We start from the raw sequence: 15922 nt of genomic DNA, 5'->3' as shown, positions 1-15922 counted from the left end.
AGCCCGCTCCTACTGTCTGGGGACCGGGCAGCTCAAATCGCCTTCCTCGCACTGCAGGTACTGTTTGAAACTCTCCACGCGGGCCTTGGTCAAGGCCGTGATGCAGTTGCTGTAGGCCACCGGATACAGGCTGCCACCTTGCACGCCCGAGGTGGAAAAACTGCACTCGGCATCGCGGAACGCCACCCAGGCGCGCTGTGCGCTGACCAGCAGCTTTTTGCTGTGTGGCTGGTCTTTCAGGCGCTGGTTGATCTGTTGGTAAAGGGTGTTCAGCTCCTTGTCCGCGGCCTTGTGCTGGACGTTGGCGCACAGGTTCATATCGGTCTGGGTGGTGCTGTTGCACTCATAGGCCTGGGCCAATGGAGCCAGCAGCAGCGGCGCAAGGGCCAGCAACAGGATCGGACGCATGGAAAGTCTCGCAATCGGTCAATGAGGAAAAAACAGTCTAGCCGCGGCTGGGTTGCCACTCGGGCCAGCGTTGCAGCGCTTCGTCGGCCAGCCAGGGCACATCGTGGGAGGTCCAGATATGCACCTGTGGCGTCTGCCCCGGATCATCGTCCAGGGTCGCCACCCGCAGGATCACGTGGGGCTGGCCCGGGCGCTCCGCCAGCAGGTGAGAACCGCAGACCGAGCAGAAGTGCCGCAGCTTGCCCGGGGACGATTCGTAGGTGCTCAGGCGTTCCTGGCCCCGGGTCCACTGGAAGTGTTCGCGCATGACTCCGGCGGTTGAGGCAAAGGCCGCGGCGTGGGCCTTGCGGCAGGTCTGGCAATGGCAGTGGCCGATGGGCATGTCCAGGCGTTCGACCCGGTATTGCACTGCCTTGCACAGGCAACTGCCATGCAGCGGCCGGGTAGGCGCGCGACACCGGGCGGCGGCCAGCAGGTCGTCGGCCATGGCCTGGATCTCCTCGCCCATGTGCAGCTTGGCCAGCCAGTGCGGCGGTATGCCCTGGGCCCCGTAGAAGGCTCCGGCCAACTGGCCGACGATGGCGGCGGTGGTGTCGGCGTCGTCCCCCAGGTTGGCGGCGGCCAGCACTGCTTCGGCATAGCTGTCGCTGTGCTGGAAGCACCAGAGCGCGGCCTCCAGGGAGTCGACGCAATAGCCGTTGCCGCGAATCTGGTCGCGGGTTTTATCCAGGTAATTGCCCTGGGCCAGGGCCGCGACCTTGCTCTCGCGAAAGCCCTGGGCGTCGAGCCGTTGCAGTTGCTGCTTGCTGGCACCGTCCAGGGCCTTGGCGATCAGCCCGGCCAACAGCTGGCAGCATTCGATGGCTTCGGCGGCGCCGTGGGTGGTACGCGAACTGGCCCCGGCAAACTCGCGGACCTGGGCCAGGTCGGGGTAATGGAACAGCACCACCGGCGCCAGGCGCATCAGCGAGCCATTGCCGGCGGTCTGCGGGTCGCTGGAACCCGCCAAGGGCTGGCCGTGTTCCTGATAGTCGGCCAGGGCCTGGCGCACCGTCATGCCGATATCGAAGCATTCGCCGGTAGCGCTCAGGTAGCCCCATTGCCACCAGTTGAGGTAGCGGCCCATCTGGTCGGCGGGGTCGAAACCGTCCTTGCGCAACAGGCTTTCCCCCAGGCACAGGGCCATGGAGGTGTCGTCGGTCCACTGTCCGGCCTTGAGGTTGAACGGGCCGCCGCCCAAGAGATCGGTGACCGGGGGGAAACTGCCCCGTGGCTTGAATTCCACACTGGTGCCCAGGGCATCGCCACAGGCCAGGCCCAGCAGGCTGCCACGGTAACGGTCGGTGAGGGTGAGGGGCATGGCAGGTCCTTTGCAGAGGTATTGGCGCCGGCGACAGTAGCATTTTTCGTTCTGGGCAATCAGTGGGGCCTTCGACCAGATAAAGGTTGCGCTCGATTCAGAGAGGTCTAGTGTTCATCACTGGAGGTGGCCCATGAATTCTTCAGATCGCATCGAACGCAAGATTCTGCTCAAGGCCGACCCGGCCCAGGTCTGGCAGGCGCTGAGCGAGGCCGAACGCTTCGGCCGCTGGTTTGGCGTGGCGCTGGCCGGCCAGCAGTTCATACCCGGCCAGCGGGCCCGGGGCGCGGTGACCTACCCAGGCTATGAGCACCTGACCTGGGATGTCCTGGTGGAGCAGATGCTGCCCCAGGAGCTGTTCTCCTTCCGCTGGCACCCCTACGCCATCGATCCCGCGCAGGACTATTCGGCAGAGCCCAGCACCCTGGTCCGGTTCGAGCTGGAAGAGCACGCCGGTGGTACCTTGCTGCGGGTCACCGAGTCGGGCTTCGACGGCATTCCCGCCGAGCGCCGGCTCAAGGCCTTTCGCATGAACAGCCGGGGCTGGGACGAGCAGATGAGCAATATCGAGAACTACCTGCAGCAGGGTTGAAGCGCTCATCCCGGCATTGCTGTAGAACGAAGGCCTTGGCCTTGAGGACCTGGGCAAGGTCCTCAAGGCCGGGACATAGGGAAATCCTTGCGTATGCGCTCTACTTCGCTGCTGAAGCCAAGTTCCGCGAACAAGGCACTTGCTTGTGCCGCACAGTGGTTGGCTTGCGGTTCTTCATCCAGAGCCCTGTGGACATCGGCCAGTCCTGACAGCGCTGTTGCCGTCAACTGGCGAAACTCTAAGATTTTTTCGTTGGCAAAGCAGTTTTTGTAGGTTTGCAACGCTTGCCGATGGTTGTGTTCTTTTTGGTAGGCCTCGGCCAGGTTGACCTGTACCGTCAATTTATCTTTCAAGGTGCCATGGCTGATGGAAAGCACGCGGGCTTTTTCCAAGTGTCTGTGCATTTTTTCATACTGTTCTTGCAGCTTGTAGATGTTGGCTAGGTTGCCGTGGTGGCGGATGAGAAACGACTTGTTACCGCTGGACTGATCAATGTCTATGGCGCGTTTCAGGAGTTGTTCGGCTTCGTCCAGGTATGCACTCCTACCGCTTTGCAAGAAGAGTTTTTTCTTGTTTATGGACAGGTTGCTCAAAGCATTGGCTTGTATGGACTTCAGCTTGGCAAGATTGGGGTCGGTTTGAGGTTGGTCTAACAGGTTTTCGATCTTCTCCAGCGCCAGTTGAAGGCAGGAGTCGGCCTCTCCCAGCTCACCCATGTGGTTGAAACAGGCGCCCAGATTGTTCAAGTTCGACGTTTCAATGATTTTATTGTTGTTGCAGATGGACAGCACTTGAGCCTGACGCAAATAGCTAATGGCCTCTTGCCATTTTCCCTGGTTTTTATAAAGCACGCCACGATTGCCGAGGGCGAGCTCCCTGACCTTGTCGTCGCAGTGACTCATTGCGAGCAACAAGTCGAACACCGTGTGGGCTTCGTCAAGCTTGCCTGTATTCATCAAGTAGATTGCATACTTGTTCAACAGTTCGGGATTGTCCTGTCCTGCCTGCGCAGCCTGTTCATAACAAAGCTTGGACTTTTCCTTGTTCAACGGCAGATACAGCTCCGCAATTTCCAGTAGCTCCTGAGCATATGAAGACTTTCTCTCCGTCAGCAAAGCGTCCAGTGCTGCTTCGGCCTTACTGAAATCCTGGCGCTCAAGAAGCAGGAGAATGTTCTTTTTCTCACTGTCTGCGGAATTTCTTATGTTGTTGAGTGCGTGATTGAACTGTTGAAGAAGTTCGGGCGGCAAATCGATGTGGTTGATGGTCAGGTCTCTGCCAGCCTGATTGTTATAGCTGCCAGCTCCGGACTGCTGGGTCTGAGTTATTTTTTGCTGTTCTTCTTGTCGGTGGTTATGTCTCGGCCTGCTTGCAGGTTGTTGCTGTTGTTTCCGCTGCGTTGATTCTGGACCTGCTTTGCTTGATTTTTTTTTTGGAAGAACAGGGTGATGAACGCCAAGGGTATCGCAATCCCAATACCACTCAAAAACCACTCCTTGTTGCTTAGAATCCATTCCATAAAGTGTTTGACTCCTTACTTTTCAAGTGTGCCGATCGCAAGAGTAAGCAGGGTACTACGAGCAGTTTGATGGTCCGATAGTATTTTTTGCCGGAGCACCCTAACACAGGGGCTGGAGTTTTGTGTACAGGGAGGAGAGTAGAGCGCTAGATCAACTTCAGACTCGGGTTTGTTCATGCATTTTGGGGGGAGGCGCTGGATGTAAGGCAGAGCTTCATCCAACCGGGAGGAAAGGCGCGCAATAGCCGGGGCTGGGTTGCTGTCGTCAGTGGCCGCCTCAAGCGATAAGTTGCGAATCATATCCGGTAGCTTGAAACTTGCTGCTTACTACTGGGAGCTACTTCTGTGTTTGCAACCTATATGAAACGCTGGCGCCTGACGCCCGATGGCGACCCCATCGTCACCCCGGGCAGCCGCTTGTTGCCGGTGCGTCTGCAAGACGGTGCGCCGGCCATGTTGAAGATTGCCCTGGATGAACACGAGCAGGCCGGCAACCGGCTGATGGCCTGGTGGGCCGGGGAGGGGGCGGCGCGGGTTCATGCCCAGCAAGGCGATGCCCTGCTGATGGAGCGCGCCATGGGCAAGGGTTCGCTGATGCGCATGGCCCTGGCGGGCCAGCACGATGAGGTCAGCCATATCGTCTGCGCCACCCTGCAACAGTTGCACCGGCCACGGGCACAACCGCGGCCGCCGCTGGTGTCGCTGGATCGCTGGTTTGCCGACCTGCGCGAGGCGGCGCCGCAGCAGGGCGGGTTGTTCCTGCGCTGCCTGGCCGAAGCCGAGCACCTGTTGGCCACGTCCCGGGAACCGGTGGTGCTGCATGGCGATATACACCACGACAATGTGCTGGACTTCGCCGAGCGTGGCTGGCGGGTGATCGACCCCAAGCGGGTCCATGGCGAGCGCACCTTCGATTTCGCCAACCTGATCTGCAACCCGGACCTGCCCAGCGCCACCGACCCTGTGCGCTTTGCCCGCCAGGTGCAGGTGATTGCCCGGGCCGCGCAACTGGAGCCGCGCCGGCTGGTGCAGTGGGTGCTGGCCTTCAGTGGTTTGTCCGCTGCCTGGTTTCTCCAGGACGATCATCAGCCCGGGGCGCAGCACCAGCTCAAGCTCGCGGCTTTGGCCGCCCAGGCACTGGAGGGGTGAACTAGGGGTTTGCGTAAGTGCGGTATAGCGAATTTCCTACACGCGCTGTAATTCAATGCGCCTTCTGCGGGCCGGGCTTTGTGTTTAATATTCTTTCCCACAACTGCAGCGCAGGAAGCGCTCAGGATCAAGGAAGGTCGACCATTAGCACGGATGCTGCAGACAGGAAGTCATGATGGTCTTGGAAAAAACCCGCTTCGGCGGGTTTTTTTTCGTCCGGCATTTCGTGCCTGCAGCCTGGGTGCGGTGGCCACTTTGATACTTCACGCAGTGGAACATAGACGTGGCAGGTTCTTTTCAGCCCGACGCTAAGCGCGGGCTTCTGCAGGTGTGCTTAGCGGGTGATTTCGTTGCGGACCTTTTTCAGAGCCTGCTCCAGCAGCGGCAGGCCGATGGAGCCCAGGGCCAGGCGCAAGGCCTGGGGCACATGGGCGGTGGTGGCAAAGGGCTCGGCCGAGGTCACCGTTACCCCCTGATGTTTCAGGGCCGCCACCACAGCATCGGCCCGCCGTCCTTCCGGCAGTTTCAGCCAGAGAAAATACGATGAGTCATAGGCCTGGTAATCGCAGCCCTTGAGCACCCTCCGGGCCAGTTGCTGGCGGCTGCGGGCGTCGTTGCGCTTCTGTTCTTCCAGGCTGTCCACCAGCCCCGACTCGATCCAGCGGCAGCCTAGGGTCACGGTCAGCGACGGGGTGCTCCAGGTGGACACGCGGATCGCCCGTTCCAGGGCCGGGATCATGTCCAGGGGCGCGACGATAAACCCCAGGCGCAAGCCCGAGGCGACGCTTTTCGACAGCCCGGAAATATACAGCGTGCGCTCCGGGGCCAGGGTCTGCAGCGGCGGCGGGGCCGGTTCGGCGAGGAAGGCGTAGGCGCCGTCCTCGATCAGCAGCAGGTCATGCTCGCGGGCCAGTTGCGCCAGGCGCCGGCGTTCGGCCAGGGGCATCACCGTGCCCAGGGGGTTGTGCAGGGTCGGCATGCAGTACAGCGCCCGCACCGGGCGCCGGCGGCACAGGGCCTGCAGGGCGTCGAGGTCCATCTGGCCGTTGTGTTGGGGCAGCGCTTCGAGGTCCAGGCGATGGACCTGGGCCAGGGTCTTGAGGCCGGGGTAGGTCAGGGCGTCCACTGCCAGGATGTCCCCGGGCTGGAGCAGCGCCAGCAGGCTCACTGCCAGCCCCTGCTGGGCGCCGTTGACGATCAGCACCTGCTCGGCGGCGACGCGGATCTCGCGGTTGCGCAGGTGCCGCGCCGCGGTCTGGCGCTCATGGGGGCGGCCGCCCTGGGGCGCGGAATGCAGCAGGGCATCCAGGTCGCCGGAGGCGGCTATCGCCCGCAGCCCCTCGCGCAGGCTTTCCGCCTGGCCGGGCAGGGACGGGTAGTTGAACGCCAGGTCCACCGAGGCGGCGCTGGCCGGGTGCTGTTCCAGGCCCATGCCCCGGGGCAGGCTGGTGTCGCGGACAAAGGTACCGCGCCCGGGCTCGCCCACCACCAGGCCGATGGCTTCCAGCTCGTGATAGACCCGCAGCGCCGTGGCCAGCGCCACCTGCTCGCTGGCCATCAGCGCCCGCACCGTCGGTAGCTGAGTGCCTGGGCACAGCTGGCCGGCGCGGATGCGCTGGGCGAAGTGATCGACGATGGTTTTGTAGCGGGTACGGCGCATGCTCGGCCACCTTATGTATCTAGAACACTTTTTTGTTTGTATCAGGTAGGGGCCCTAATCTAGCGGCTTTTGCGCAGGATCGCTCACATGCCGGACCTTTCTACCCTGTCGATCTTCCTCGGCGCCGTGCTGCTGTTGCTGCTGTCGCCGGGACCCAACATGGCCTTCGTCATCAGCCACGGCGCAGCCTATGGCTGGCGCGGTGGGGTGGCATCGGGGCTGGGGATCGGCGCAGCGGATGTCGGCCTGACCCTGCTCACGGCCACAGGCGTCACCGCCGTGGTGGCCAGCTGGCCGCCGGCGTTCGACCTGATCCGCTATGCCGGGGTTGCCTACCTGCTGTGGCTGGCCTGGAAGGCCCTGGGCCAGCGGGGGGGCCTGGACCTTGCCGATACACCCCGGGTGCCGCTGGCCACGGTGTTTGTCCGGGCCCTGTGCAACAGCCTGCTGAACCCCAAGGCGCTGCTGTTCTTCATGGTGTTCCTGCCGCAGTTCGTGCGCCCCGAGCACGGCAGCATCGCTGTGCAACTGGTGGTCCTGGGCTTGCTGCTGACCCTGGTCAGCGGGGTCTTCCATACCAGCCTGGGGATCTTCGGCGCGGCCTTGCGCCGTGGCTTGCCCGGCAGCGATTCGCGGCTGGCCCGCTGGCAATCCTGGCTGCTGGCGGCGGTGCTGCTGGCCCTGGCCCTGCGCCTGGCGCTGCTGGCGCGTCCGCTCTGATTCATCAGCCAATGGAGTTTGACCATGTACATCGCCGCCTTTATCTACCAGCCGGGCCAGCGCGACGAGGAGTTCCACCGCCTCAGTGCGCTGATCGACGAAATTGCCATCAGCCTGCCGGGCTTCGTCGGCGCCCAATCCTGGACCAGCGCCGACCAGGGGCTGATCAACGCCAGCTATTACTGGGAGGACGAAGCCTCGATCCAGGCCTTTGCCAGCCACCCCAGGCACATCGAAGCCAAGCGCCAGTACCGGCGCTGGTACGCCGGTTATCAGGTGGTGATTTCCAGGGTCGAGCGCACCTATGGCGATGGCGCCATCACCCAGTTGCTGGGCAATGCCCGCCAGGGCCCGGTGCGCCGTGCCTGAAAGCTCAGTCGGCTGCCAGCCGCGCGGCCGCGCGCAGGGTGATTTCCCGGCGCTTGTGCAGCGAATCCGCAGCGCGCTGGCGGGCCTGCTGCACCACGCTGGCGGGGGCGGTATCCGGGCTGCCGGCATTGAACGGTGGCGCCGGGGCGTACTCCAGTTGCAGCTGTACCCGCTGCGCGGTGGCGGCGTCGAACAGTTCGGCGGCCAGGGTCAGGGCGAAGTCGATGCCGGCGGTGATACCGCCGCCGGTCAGCAGGTTGCCGTCACGCACCACCCGCTCGCGCACCGGGATCGCTCCCAGGGGCGCCAGCAGTTCGTGGTAGGCCCAGTGGGTGGTGGCGCGTTTGCCCTGAAGCAGTCCGGCGGCGCCGAGTACCAGGGAGCCGGTGCACACCGAGGTCACGTAGCGCGCCCGGGCGGCCTGCTGGCGGATGAACGCCAGGGCCTGCGGGTCTTCCATCAGCGCCCCGACCCCGGTACCGCCGGGGATGCAGATCACATCCAGCGGCGGGCAGTCGGCGAAGCTTGTGGTGGCCTGCAGCACCAGCCCCGAGCTGGCCACCACCGGCCCCGGCTCCTTCCAGATCAGGTGCACCTGCACATCCGGCAGCGAGGCCAGTACGTCATGGGGGCCGGTCAGATCCAGTTGCTGGACCTCGGGGAACAACAGAAAACCTATCTGCACTGCCATTGCCTGTTCCTTGTGTCGATGAAGTGGACGGCTTGACTCTAGCGCTCTAGGATTTGGCGCATACGCCAACCAGCCCTCGATTTACGCCAACCATGCCCACTGCGCCGAAAAACGTGTTTGTCCTGGCCTTCGCCAATGCCCAGTTGCTGGATGTCAGCGGGCCGCTGCAGGTATTCGCCTCGGCCAATGACCGGGCCCGCGGCCTGGGCCTGCCCTTGCCCTACCACCCGCGGGTGATTGCCAGCCCGGGCGGGGCGACCCTGAGCTCCTCGGGGCTGGCGCTGCTGGCCGAGCCGCTGCCGCTGCCGCAAGAGCCCTGCGACACCCTGATCGTTGCCGGTGGCTGGGGCGTCTACGAGGCGGCCCGTGATCCTGAACTGGTGGCCTGGGTGGCGGCCCGGGCTGCGGCGTCACGGCGGGTGGCGTCGGTCTGCACCGGGGCCTTTCTGCTGGCCGCCAGCGGCTGGCTGGACGGGCGCCGGGTGGTCACCCACTGGACCCGCTGCGAGCAGTTGGCCGAGCAGTATCCGCAACTGCAGGTGGAGGCCAATCCGATCTTCATCAACGATGGCCCGGTGTGGACCTCGGCCGGGGTCACCGCCGGCATCGATCTGGCCCTGGCCCTGGTGGAGGCCGACCTGGGGCGCGCAGTGGCGCTGGAAGTGGCGCGGCAACTGGTGGTGTTTCTCAAGCGCCCGGGGGGCCAATCGCAGTTCAGCGTAACCCTGTCGCTGCAGAACCAGGGTGGGCGTTTCGACCGGCTGCACGCCTGGATCGCCGAGCACCTGGACCGCGAACTGACGGTGCCGGTGCTGGCCGAGCAGGCGGGAATGAGCGAGCGCAGTTTCGTCCGTCACTACCGCGCCGACACCGGCCAGACCCCGGCCCGGGCCATTGAACTGATCCGTGTGGAAAGCGCCCGGCGCCTGCTGGCCGACAGCACCCTGCCGATCAAGCGCATCGCCGCCCAGTGCGGTTTCGGTAGCGAGGAAACCCTGCGTCGCAGCGTGCTGCGGGCCCTGGGCGTGACGCCCCAGGCCTACCGCGAACGCTTCGCCAGCCTTGCGCAGCCCTGAGCGCGGGTTTCAGCCTTCTACCAGGCTCAGTTGGCCGTCGGCATACAGCACTTCGCGGCCGATCCAGGCCGGGTCTACCTGGGGCAGTACCGCCGAGGGCTTGCGCAGTTCGCGCAACAGGGTCGAACCGTGGGACAGGCGCCCGCCCATGCGCGCAATCACCGCCCTGGCCTGCTGATAGTGGGCATGGCGCCCGGGGTCGAGGGTGTCCTCCAGCAGTATGTCGACCCCCAGCACGCCCTGGACCTGGCCCGGGTAGATCATGAACCCTGCCGCCTGCTCGCTGCCTTCGCGGCCGTCCTGCCAGAAGCTGCCGCCACGGTTGCGCACCTGCTCATGGGGGGCGAACCAGTAGCCGCGATCAGCCTCGGGCACGGCGTGGTGCAAGCGGAAGAAGATCCGCATCAGGTTGTCCCGGTACCACTCGCGCACTTGCAGGTAATAGCCGCGCATGCCCGGCAAGCCCAGGCGGTGGGCCAGGGTGATGGCCGGGCTCCAGTGCGGGAAGGCTTGCAACGGCAACTCGGCGCACTGCGGGCGCGGGGTGCCGGGGTCGGTTTCCCAGGGCAGGCGATGGGGGCTGTTGTCCAGGTTGTCGTAGGCGGTGGGCGGACGCCCCAGCAGCGCGCCGCCACTGCTGGCCAGGGCGGTGGCGATGCACAGGTTGCCCTGCACCACGAACACATAGAAGCGGCTGAACCAGTCTGCCAGTTGCTGGCCGTCGGCCCCGGCGGCGCGCAACTGCGCCAGTTCCCGGTCGAAGCGCCGCAGGCCCGGTTCCAGGCTCAGCAGGTGGCCGCGGGCGATGTGCTGCATGCGCAGGAACCGTGGCAGCGAGCGCAACAGGCGCAGGGGCCGCAAGGGCAGTTGCGGGGTGGCGCCGCCCACCTCGCCGGCATAGCTGGAGGAGGGCAGGCCCCAGTCGGCCAGCCGCGCCAGGAACAGGTCATTGTTGATATAGGAAGCACCGCCGAACACTGCGGTGAAGGGCTCGTTGTCCTGCAGTACACGGGCGTCCCAGCGCGCCATGATCGCCGGAATGCTCGCCGCCGCGCGGCGCTGGCCGTACTCGACGAAACGGCTGGGTTGCGGTGGCAGGATCTCGGCGATATTGGCCGCGGTCAGGTGCCGGCGCCAGCCGTAGTCGCTGATGGGGCGGTACTGCAGCAGCCACAGTTGCTGGCCGTCCCAGGCCCATTCCACATCGCCGGGCACGTAGTGGAAGGTCTTGAGCACCCCTTGCAGGAAATCCCACAGGGCGCTGGCGCTCAGGCCCTGGGTGGTGGCGAAATGGCCGCTTTCCCAGGCCGCGCCCAGGCGTGAAAGGATCGCCCGCTGCGGGCTGACCTGACCGTCGGCAAGGCTTTCCAGATGGCCCTCGACCCACTCCAGTTCCACCGCCAGGTGACGGACGAAGGCAATCCCCGACAGGGTCGGCTGGATAAAGCGCTGCACCACCACTTCCTCGACCCCGGCATCGCGCAGTTCGCTGATGCGCCCGGGCACTTGCTCGCTGGCCACCCGCAGGTAAGTGGTGCTCAAGCCGGCATTGGCCGAGTCGGCCTGGTCCTCGCCGTAGCTGGAGGAACGCACCGCCCACAGCGCCGCAGGCTGGCTGGCGAGCAGGGCCGGCAGCTGCGGGTCGTTGGCGCTGTCCAGGGACAGGGCGCTGGGCACCGGTTGGCCGGCCAGCTCCGCCAGGCGCAGGCGGCCGCCCTTGGTGTGGGCGACGAAGCCGTTGTCGGCGGACTCCAGCCAGGCGACGAACTCGGCGGGGTGGTCGATCCAGGGGTAATGGCCCCAGCCCGGCCGCAGGCTGACCCGCAGGTCGGCCCGGGCCAGGATGGCCGACCAGGCTGCGGCCTGGGCAATCCCCAGCAGCCGGTCCTGGTCGCCCCAGACCAGTTGCACCGGGTCCTTGATCCACTCCAGCAGCGGCAGCGCGGTATCGGCCCGCAGTTGCTCCCACAGCGGTACGAAGGCCCGGCACCGAGCATAGCCGGCGCCCATGCGCCGGTACTGCTCCTGGCTCCACGGCTGGCGCGAGAACTTGCCGGCGAACAGGGTCGGTTTATGGCTGAGCAAGCCATGAATCAGCAAGCGCGCGGGCAGCGGCGACATCAGCGCCGGCAAGCGCCGTTGCCATAGAAAGGCCCCCACCGGCGACAACAGCACACTGCGGCAGAAGTGCCCCGGGCGGCGCTGCAAGGCGTGCAGCACGATCAGCGCGCTGACCCCCACCGCGACAATCCCCTGGCCCGGCTCGGTCATGCCCAGCAGGGCCTCGGCGTATTCACCCAGGTCCTGGCAGGGCGGCAGCGGGTTGTCGCCAAACCCCGGCAGCTCCAGGGGCTGCACCTGATAGCGCTGGAAGTGCGGCAGGGCATCGTCCCACCAGTCGGCGGCGCTGCCATTGCCCGCCAGCAGGTACAACAGGGGCTTGCTCATGGGCATTCCTCAGCTCAGGTCAGGTCGCGCAGGGCGGCGTCCAGGGTCGGGTAACGGAAGCGGTAGCCGGCCTGCAGCAGGCGCGCCGGCACTACCTTCTGGCCATCGAAGAACAGCTCGGCCATCTCCCCGGCCAGGGCCCGTACCGGCGCAGCCGGCACGTGCAGCCACACCGGGCGCTTGAGCACCTTGCCGACAGTAGTGGCGAAGGTGCCCTGGCTCACCGCTTCCGGCGCCACCATGTTGTAGGTGCCGGACAGGGACGGGTCGTTCATGGCCCGGGCCATCACCTGCAACACGTCGTCACGGTGCACCCAGCTCATGATCTGCCGGCCATCGCCCATGCGTCCGCCAAAACCGAAATGAAAGGGCATCAGCAATGGCTTCAGGGCGCCGCCGGGACCGAAGACGATCCCCAGGCGCAGCACCACCTGGCGCACGCCGAAGCGGGTGGCCGGTTCGGCGGAGGATTCCCAGCGCGCGCACAGATCGGCCATGAAGCCTTCGCCGCGCTCGGCGTTTTCATCCAGGCTCTGGCTGGCGTCGCGCACGCCATAGAAGCCGATGGCCGACGCCTGGATCCACAGCTGCGGCTTGTGCTGGGCGTGTTGCAGCCAGTTGAGCAGGGCTTCGGTGGTGCCGACCCGGCTGGCCAGCAGTTGCGCCTGGCGCTTGGCCGACCAGCGCGGCCCGGCCACCGGGGCACCGGCCAGGTTGATGATCACGTCGAAGGCTTCGCCGTGGCCCAGCTTGCTCAGCGAGCGCAGGCAACGGGCGCGACCGTCGAACAGGTAGGCGGCGCGCAGCGGGTCCCGGGCCAGCACGCTGACCGTGTGCCCGGCATCCAGCAGTTGGTTGACCAGGGTCTCGCCGATAAAACCGGTGCCACCGGTGACCAGCACCCGCTTGCCGCTGCCACCGGCAAAGGGGTTGGCGCCCTGGCCCTGGCGTTGCAGGCGCAGCGCCGCCAGGCCGTCGCGGATGCCCGAGGCGGTGACGCCCACGGCGAACAGGCTCAGGGCCCAGCCCTGCCAGCCCAGGTCGATGGGATTCAAGGCACTGGGCAGGCGTGACCATTCCAGCAGTTGCAGGCCGTACAGGGCGAAGAAGGCCCCGGCGTTGATCGCCAGCACGGTGTGCATGATGCGTTCGATGGCCGGCAGCTTGCGGCTGCGATCCTCGACCACGAAGTCCCACAGGGTCAGGCCGATTTCCAGGGCGAACAGCAGGGCGATCACCAGGGCCCAGATGCCCTGGAACGCCAGGTGGGCGATGCCCATGAACAGCACGCCGTAGAAGCACGAGCGCAGGGCATGGATGCTCAGTTCCTTGCGGGCGCTGTGACGCTGCGGCAGGGCCACGGTGAGTTCGTGATGGTAGAGAGTATCCAGGGCGCCGAGCACGCCCTGGGCGAGCAACAGGGCGATAGCCCACTGCAGGATTGGCAAATCAGCCACGATGGTGAAGTCCTTTTACGAGGGAAGACTAGAGGTACGGCGGTCGTGGCGCTGCAGCCACAGTAACGGCGGCAGCAGCACCAGCAGGGCGAAGCTGTCGATCCACAGGTGGGCGGTCATGTTCATCTGCCAGGACAGCCACATGTCCTGGGGCGCCCACAGCACAATCCCGGCCATCAGCCAGGCCCAGGCGGCAGGGGCCCGCAGGCGGTTGCCCAGGTGCACCAGCCCCAGCAGGAACAGCGAATAGCTTTGCAGGGTGGCGCCGAACAGCCCCAGCCACCAGATCTGCTGGGCCCGGGCCGGTGCCGGCGCGGCGGCGCCCCAGAAGGCCTGTTCGATGCCCGCGAGGTAATCGTTGAACAGGCCACTGTGGCCGGCCCAGGTCAGCAGCAGCCCGGCCAGCAGGTGGCCGGCGCCGACGGCATACAGCCAGAGCACCAGGGCGCGGCGCAGGCCGGGTCGGGGAGAAGCGGCGACGGATAACATTCCATGTCCTGTGGGGGGATCGAGGCCGCGAAGTGTACCGATTTTTTCCGGCCCATGGCGCGCGCCGGTGCCCATCTCAGGGCTTGCCGAGCAACTCCAGCAGCGCGTCGAGGGTGGCTTGCGGCGCTTCCTGGGGCAGGTTGTGGCCGATCCCCGGGAGGATCCGCCGCTGATAGGGCCCACTGAACAGGCCGACATCGGGGTCCGGTTCGGTGGCCGGGCCGACGCCGTCGTCAGCGCCGCACAGGGCGATGGTCGGCACCCGGATCGGCGGTTGCGCCTCCAGCGCCCGCTCGATGCTTTCCAGGCCCGGGTCGCCCGGCACATAGCCGAAGCGATGACGGTAGGAGTGGATCACCACAGCGACGAAGTCCGGGTTGTCGAAGGAGGGCGCGCTCAGGCCATAGAGCCCCGGCCCTTGTTTCCAGGTTGGCGACCACAGGCGCCACAACAGCTCGCAGAATTCCCGGCGGTTGGCCGTCAGGCCGTCCACCCCGCGTTGGGTATTGAAGTAGTACTGGTACCACAGCCGCAGCTCGGTCTCCGGCGCCCGGGGCTCGATGGCCCGGGGAATGTCCTGGATGTTGTAGCCGTCGGCGCTCATCAGGCCCTTGACCCGCTGCGGCCAGAGCGCCGCGACGATGCACGCGGCGCGCCCACCCCAGTCGTAGCCGGCGAGGGTGGCCTGGGGCAGGTGCAGGGCGTCCATCAGCTCCAGCAGGTCCCGGGCCAGGGCCGCCTGCTGCCCGGAACGCATCACCTGTTCGCTGGCAAAGCGCGTCGGGCCGTAGCCCCGCAGGTAGGGAACGATGACCCGATAGCCGCGCTCGGCCAGGGGCGGGGCGATCTCGTCGTAGGCCCGCACGTCGTAGGGAAACCCGTGGAGCAGGATCACCGGCTCGCCGTTGCGCGGGCCATGTTCCTCATAGGCGATATGCAGGCTGGGGGTGCTGACCTGGTGCAGGGAGGCTGGGCTGGGCATGACGACTCCGGATCCGGTGGGCCGGGAAAAGCTAGCGCAAAACTTGCGTGCTGTCCTCAAGTCTTAGCGGCATGCAGCCCGTGGGCGTCGCGCCAGCAAAGGGGCCCGCAAGCCGGCCCCTAGAGTTCGTCGCTGCGGGCCAGGTGCCTGAAGTGATGCCGCCACAGGTCGATGCCCAGGCCGCCGCTGCGGTCCAGGGACGAACCCACGGTCAGGTCGGTGAGCAGGGTCGGCTGCAAGCCGGCATCGAACAGGGCAAAACCTGCGGCCAGCACGCAGGTGTCGGTCTGGATACCGCACACCAGCACACGCTCGGGGGCGAGGCTTTTGAGGTGCTCGAGAATCTCCGTCGTCGGCCCGTAGCCGTGCTTGATGAAGACCTTGTCGGCGGCCACCAGGCTCTGGTCATCCACCGCCGGCTGCCAGCCCAGTTGCCGGGCGAAGGGCGTGCGGCTTTCATCATGGCGCTCCACCGTGGCCACCGAGGGCATGCGCCCGAGCAGGCGGTTGATGCCGTCCACCAGCCACTGCGGAGGGTTGAAGCAGGGTTGCACGTCGATGATCAGCAGCACCTGGTTCATGACGCCTGCCCCAAACGGGCCGGCTGGCGCAGGCCGATGCAGTTGCCCCAGGGGTCCTGCACCTGGCAGATCGAGTCGCCGCCTTCAATGACCATGGGCCCGCGATACAGGCGCCCACCCAGCCCGGTCAGGCGCTGCACCTGGCCGGGCAGATCGGCGACCTGCCAGTACACCACCGTGCCCGCCGGCCCCTGGCCGACCTTGGCGTCGCAGGGGACGATTTCCAGGGACAGGCCCGCGAGCTGCAAATGGCCGAAATCATCCGGCTCGTGCAGCACCCGGCGGGCCTGGGGAAAGGCCTGGGCGTACCAATGGGTGGCGGCACGCCAGTCGGCGGCATGGATCATCACGGCGATGATCGGCGAGTCGGGCATGGGGCGAGTTCCATTTCTGTCGGGCACCAAGGGAAGAGCGCCCCGGT

At 65.8% G+C, this 15922-nt stretch carries 16 protein-coding genes and 1 pseudogene; 5 read left to right on the top strand and 12 right to left on the bottom strand.

What is annotated here, in order from left to right:
- Positions 1 to 9: 9 nt before the first annotated feature.
- The 3 genes and pseudogenes from ABCR88_RS22725 to ABCR88_RS22715 form a co-directional block, all read right to left on the bottom strand.
- On the bottom strand, positions 10 to 408 hold the full coding sequence (locus tag ABCR88_RS22725) for a lysozyme inhibitor LprI family protein (RefSeq protein ID WP_236184875.1): 399 nt from the start codon (positions 406 to 408) through the stop codon (positions 10 to 12).
- Between the two features lie 37 nt (positions 409 to 445).
- Complete coding sequence (locus ABCR88_RS22720; protein WP_350404913.1) at positions 446 to 895, bottom strand: GFA family protein; 450 nt, start codon at positions 893 to 895, stop codon at positions 446 to 448.
- A pseudogene (locus ABCR88_RS22715) lies at positions 869 to 1768 on the bottom strand (ADP-ribosylglycohydrolase family protein); the annotation flags it as partial. The gene ABCR88_RS22720 and the pseudogene ABCR88_RS22715, both read right to left, overlap by 27 nt.
- Before the next feature lie 133 nt (positions 1769 to 1901).
- On the opposite strand from ABCR88_RS22715, the gene ABCR88_RS22710 reads away from it, so the two are divergent.
- Positions 1902 to 2360, top strand: coding sequence for an SRPBCC family protein (locus ABCR88_RS22710; RefSeq protein WP_011062395.1), 459 nt, complete (start codon positions 1902 to 1904; stop codon positions 2358 to 2360).
- A gap of 62 nt (positions 2361 to 2422) precedes the next feature.
- Here the strand turns inward: ABCR88_RS22710 and ABCR88_RS22705 are convergent, their stop codons facing one another.
- Complete coding sequence (locus ABCR88_RS22705) at positions 2423 to 3874, bottom strand: tetratricopeptide repeat protein (protein ID WP_325985055.1); 1452 nt, start codon at positions 3872 to 3874, stop codon at positions 2423 to 2425.
- Positions 3875 to 4224: 350 nt separating this feature from the next.
- Between ABCR88_RS22705 and ABCR88_RS22700 the strand changes: the two genes are divergently transcribed.
- Complete coding sequence (locus tag ABCR88_RS22700) at positions 4225 to 5028, top strand: aminoglycoside phosphotransferase family protein (protein ID WP_350403585.1); 804 nt, start codon at positions 4225 to 4227, stop codon at positions 5026 to 5028.
- A 334-nt stretch (positions 5029 to 5362) separates the two neighbouring features.
- Here ABCR88_RS22700 and ABCR88_RS22695 read toward each other — a convergent pair whose 3' ends face one another.
- A complete protein-coding gene (locus ABCR88_RS22695; RefSeq protein WP_350403584.1) occupies positions 5363 to 6688 on the bottom strand; it encodes a PLP-dependent aminotransferase family protein in 1326 nt (441 codons plus the stop codon).
- An 87-nt stretch (positions 6689 to 6775) separates the two neighbouring features.
- On the opposite strand from ABCR88_RS22695, the gene ABCR88_RS22690 reads away from it, so the two are divergent.
- Positions 6776 to 7408 (top strand): LysE family translocator, encoded by a 633-nt coding sequence (locus ABCR88_RS22690; protein ID WP_350403583.1) that lies wholly within the window; start codon positions 6776 to 6778, stop codon positions 7406 to 7408.
- Positions 7409 to 7432: 24 nt separating this feature from the next.
- Entirely contained in the window at positions 7433 to 7777 is a 345-nt protein-coding gene (locus tag ABCR88_RS22685; protein WP_011062391.1) for an antibiotic biosynthesis monooxygenase, read from the top strand.
- Between the two features lie 4 nt (positions 7778 to 7781).
- On the opposite strand, the gene inhA is transcribed toward ABCR88_RS22685, so the two are convergent.
- Positions 7782 to 8468, bottom strand: coding sequence for an isonitrile hydratase (gene inhA / locus ABCR88_RS22680; protein ID WP_350403582.1), 687 nt, complete (start codon positions 8466 to 8468; stop codon positions 7782 to 7784).
- Positions 8469 to 8560: 92 nt separating this feature from the next.
- Here inhA and ABCR88_RS22675 point away from each other — a divergent pair, with 92 nt between their 5' ends.
- Entirely contained in the window at positions 8561 to 9544 is a 984-nt protein-coding gene (locus ABCR88_RS22675; protein WP_350403581.1) for a helix-turn-helix domain-containing protein, read from the top strand.
- 9 nt (positions 9545 to 9553) lie between these two features.
- Here ABCR88_RS22675 and ABCR88_RS22670 read toward each other — a convergent pair whose 3' ends face one another.
- The 6 genes from ABCR88_RS22670 to ABCR88_RS22645 form a co-directional block, all read right to left on the bottom strand.
- Positions 9554 to 11992, bottom strand: a complete 2439-nt coding sequence (locus tag ABCR88_RS22670) for an alpha/beta hydrolase (RefSeq protein WP_350023020.1) — start codon at positions 11990 to 11992, stop codon at positions 9554 to 9556.
- Between the two features lie 14 nt (positions 11993 to 12006).
- Positions 12007 to 13449: a TIGR01777 family oxidoreductase gene (locus tag ABCR88_RS22665; RefSeq protein ID WP_232644734.1), complete on the bottom strand. Its 1443-nt coding sequence runs from the start codon at positions 13447 to 13449 to the stop codon at positions 12007 to 12009.
- Positions 13450 to 13464: 15 nt separating this feature from the next.
- Positions 13465 to 13938 carry a hypothetical protein gene (locus ABCR88_RS22660; protein ID WP_325985047.1) on the bottom strand — a complete coding sequence of 158 codons (474 nt, stop codon included), beginning with the start codon at positions 13936 to 13938 and terminating at the stop codon, positions 13465 to 13467.
- Between the two features lie 76 nt (positions 13939 to 14014).
- Positions 14015 to 14920: an alpha/beta hydrolase gene (locus ABCR88_RS22655; RefSeq protein WP_236184886.1), complete on the bottom strand. Its 906-nt coding sequence runs from the start codon at positions 14918 to 14920 to the stop codon at positions 14015 to 14017.
- Positions 14921 to 15039: 119 nt separating this feature from the next.
- Positions 15040 to 15501, bottom strand: coding sequence for a cysteine hydrolase family protein (locus tag ABCR88_RS22650; RefSeq protein ID WP_041119266.1), 462 nt, complete (start codon positions 15499 to 15501; stop codon positions 15040 to 15042).
- Complete coding sequence (locus ABCR88_RS22645; protein ID WP_011062383.1) at positions 15498 to 15875, bottom strand: glyoxalase/bleomycin resistance/dioxygenase family protein; 378 nt, start codon at positions 15873 to 15875, stop codon at positions 15498 to 15500. Before ABCR88_RS22645 ends, ABCR88_RS22650 begins: the two co-directional genes overlap by 4 nt.
- Between the last annotated feature and the right edge of the window lie 47 nt (positions 15876 to 15922).

The organism is Pseudomonas sp. W17, assembly GCF_040268305.1.
In the GTDB taxonomy this organism is placed as follows: domain Bacteria; phylum Pseudomonadota; class Gammaproteobacteria; order Pseudomonadales; family Pseudomonadaceae; genus Aquipseudomonas; species Aquipseudomonas protegens.
The sequence above is the reverse complement of the archived record's forward strand: the minus strand, read 5'-3'. Positions and strand labels throughout refer to the sequence as shown.